Annotated in this window: 4 protein-coding genes, 1 tRNA gene and 1 pseudogene; 5 read left to right on the top strand and 1 reads right to left on the bottom strand. The window is 43.4% G+C overall.

From position 1 onward, the window contains the following. The 5 genes and pseudogenes from VZ94_RS20860 to VZ94_RS20875 form a co-directional block, all read left to right on the top strand. A partial coding sequence (locus VZ94_RS20860; protein WP_045780717.1) for a cytochrome P450 occupies window positions 1-817 on the top strand: 817 nt, incomplete at its 5' end. Further along, window positions 814-1,515, top strand: coding sequence for a lysophospholipid acyltransferase family protein (locus VZ94_RS20865; protein WP_045780718.1), 702 nt, complete (start codon window positions 814-816; stop codon window positions 1,513-1,515). The genes VZ94_RS20860 and VZ94_RS20865, both read left to right, overlap by 4 nt. A gap of 25 nt (window positions 1,516-1,540) precedes the next feature. Then, window positions 1,541-1,747: pseudogene (locus VZ94_RS31250) on the top strand (LpxL/LpxP family acyltransferase); the annotation flags it as partial. A gap of 12 nt (window positions 1,748-1,759) precedes the next feature. Further along, a complete protein-coding gene (locus VZ94_RS20870; RefSeq protein WP_045780719.1) occupies window positions 1,760-2,656 on the top strand; it encodes a metal-dependent hydrolase in 897 nt (298 codons plus the stop codon). Window positions 2,657-2,829: 173 nt separating this feature from the next. Then, a tRNA-Thr gene (locus tag VZ94_RS20875) sits at window positions 2,830-2,905 on the top strand. A gap of 232 nt (window positions 2,906-3,137) precedes the next feature. Here the strand turns inward: VZ94_RS20875 and VZ94_RS27420 are convergent. Then, window positions 3,138-3,334, bottom strand: a 197-nt coding sequence (locus tag VZ94_RS27420) for a hypothetical protein (protein ID WP_204369237.1), incomplete at its 5' end; no start/stop codon positions are given.

Raw genomic sequence — 3,334 nt, forward strand, 5'->3', positions numbered from 1 at the left:
GATTGAGCAAATGGATATTAACACCTTTTTTGGCTTGCCGAGTTGGATACCGGGTTTAGGCAATAACAAAGCCAGCAAAGCCGCTAAAGCGATTCATGCGATTGTCGATAATGTCATTGCTAAAGCGGAGCAAGCAGGCTTAAACGATACCTTGTTAGCACAATTTTTAAAGCTACAAAGCGCTACGGTAACCCCGACCACGTTAACCCGCGAACAAATACGCAACGAACTTATCGTGTTATTCATGGCCGGTCACGAAACAACCGCTAACACGTTAGCCTGGGCTTGGTATTTAATTTCGCAATGCCCAGAGGTCGAACAGCGCTTACACGACGAAGTAGATACTGTGTTGGCTAGCGGTCATGCGACCTTTGCTGATGTTGCCAAACTCAGTTATACCCGCGCCATTATCGAAGAAACCATGCGCTTATACCCGCCGGTGCCGATTTTATCGCGCGAAGCGATTGCCGATGACACGATACGCGGGCGTCATGTTCCAGCAGGCTCTATTGTGTTAGTCGTGCCTTGGTTGTTACATAGACATAAACAATATTGGCAACAACCTGACCATTTTATTCCCGAACGGTTTTTAGATGAAGCCGCAGAAAAACCGGATCGTTACACGTATATCCCTTTTAGTATTGGCCCTAGAGTCTGTATTGGCAAATATTTCGGCTTAGTCGAAACAACGCTGTGTTTAGCGATTTTAGCTAAGCACTTTACGCTACGCGTACCCGATGGCGTAGAGGTCAGTCATGAATGCCGGTTGACGTTAAGGCCTAAGGATAATTTACCTATGCAAATTTACCCGCGATGACTCAATTTAACTTGCGCGGGTTAACCGATAAAACGTGGCGTAAGCGACAATGGCGTTATTGGCTTAGCGACCCGTTTTGGGGGGCGCTCGATTATATCTGTCACTATTCACTAAGAGTGATACCCATAGCTGCGAATGCCGCTATTGGCCGGTTTTTAGGGCCTTTAGCGGCTAAATACCGTTTTACTAAAGAGCATCAGCGCGCAGAACACAATTTAGCGCTATTACGCCCTGAGTTAACACAGGCTGAGCGTACCGAAATGCTAACACAGATGTGGCAGCATATCGGTTGCCACATGGCAGAATATTCGTTATTGGATAAACTCTTCGCCGCTAACCGTGTCACCATAATTAACGAGCAGGTATTAGCGCCGTTTATTGCGCAAAAACAACCGATGATTTTTGTATTTGCCCATACCGGTAATTGGGAGTTATGCGGCAATTACGTGATTGGTTACGGCTTTGATGTCATGGGGCTTTACCACCCCGTGCGCAACCGTTTTGCTAGCCGTATTGCTGATTCGGCCCGTGAACGCATGGGTGGCGTGATAAAACTCATTCCCTCAGGCTCTGAGGCGATGCGGAAAATGTGTAAACAGTTAGCTGGGCAAGGCGCGTTATGGCTAGCGATTGATGAAGTAAAAAAACAGCAATTAAAAAGTTCCTGCTTTTGGGCGTGTATCGGCATTACACAGTAGCAATCTTAGCTTTGCATTACGCTTAGCTCAACGCTATCAAGCCACGATTATCCCTATCTGGCCATTGCGCGAACCCGGTTCGCGTTTTACCATCACGTTAGGCCAACCCCTTAAACCTGAACCCGGCGCTGAAGCTTTTCAACAAAGTTTTTACGTGCTAGAGCAGCAGTTAGAAAAGTGGTTGAAAGCGCACACAGAGCAATGGTATATGTTGCACGATTTTACTCTATGAGGTTTTGCATCAATGGTTAGTAAACCCGATTGTATTACGATTAAAGGCCGAAAAGTTGATTTTGGTTTTTCCACTGATTTGCCTTATCAATGGTATAACGGCAATCCGGCAATATTTAATTTCTGTAATGCTATCTCAATCATGTTTCCGATAGGCGAACAGTTTTTTATCGATGCCGTAAAACAATACAAAGACAAAATCACCGAGCCTGTGTTACGGGAACAAGTAGCAGGCTTTATTGCGCAAGAAGCCATGCATAGCAAGCAACATCATTTGTGCAATCAAATATTAAAAGCACAAAACAAAAAAATGTTTGTGATTGAAAACGTTGCCAAACTGTTTTTAGACACATCAAGGCATTTATATCCAACCCGAACGCTCTTAGCGATTTCGTGTGCGTTAGAACATTTCACCGCACTATTCGCCGACCAATTACTCAACAGTCAAGCCTTTAGACGGCTAGCGCATCCGGTATACGCCGAACTGTGGTTATGGCACGCAGTAGAAGAAACTGAACATAAGGCTGTGTGTTTTGATGTTTACCAAACCATGCATGGCGGTTTTTTTGGCTATATCGAACGTTGTTTGACTATGCTGCTGGTTAGCGTGTGTATGTTATTAGCGATTGTATTAAGCATGTTATTGGTATTTACCACAAACCCTAAGCTATTGTTTAAAAGAAAAAAGCGCGCAAAAATCGAGACCACAACACCTACCAAAACGTTTGGTACAGGTTGGATACGCTACTTATTTATCAAGCCTGGTATTGTTCCCTATATTATGCTGCCATATTTTCGCTATTACTTACCAGGATTTCATCCTTGGCAACATGATAATTCAGCCTTAGTGCAACAATGGAAACAACGCCTAACCAACGCACCACCTCAAGGTATTGTGTTACCTCCTTAAGATATTGATAGTTCGCGCAAAACAAAGCGGATAGTTATTTTTCATACTTTGTTTAGTATCCGACTCAAGTTGCTTTGCCCAAAATTCGTATAAGTGGTTATGACGAGCGAATTGCTAGAAGAAATCAAAAAAACTAGACAACAATAAAATTTTTTATATAATAACGCTTCTTTGCTGGTGTAGCTCAGTTGGTAGAGCAGCTGATTTGTAATCAGCCGGTCGATGGTTCGAATCCTTTCACCAGCTCCAAAAATACAAGGACTTAGATGCAAATCTAAGTCCTTTTTTTTATGCCTGAAAAATTTTTAATAAGCACATAATAAGCAGTTTTGGAAAAAACACCCATAATAAATGGGCGTAAAAAATCGGCATGGTTAGCCGGTTATCGTGTAACTTTTATAGGCGATTTACCCTTACCACTATTCGCAATGTATTCCGGTGATTTTTCGTAGACTTAGCTGTTGCTGAGCCATTGCTGCCCTTAGTTCACGCATTTGGCGAGTATGTAGGCTGGTCTTGAGCGAATTTTGCGTAAGCGCTCAACCAAACCACCTGTTCTAATAAGTTCAGAACCGTTATTCTCAAAATTTTTGAAGAGGATAATGCATGACCTTAACCGCGCATTGGATACACCACCTGAACACTTGGCAAAGCAGCGGAATGACGCAAGCGGCGTAT

This window comes from Methylocucumis oryzae (genome assembly GCF_000963695.1).
GTDB lineage: Bacteria > Pseudomonadota > Gammaproteobacteria > Methylococcales > Methylomonadaceae > Methylovulum > Methylovulum oryzae.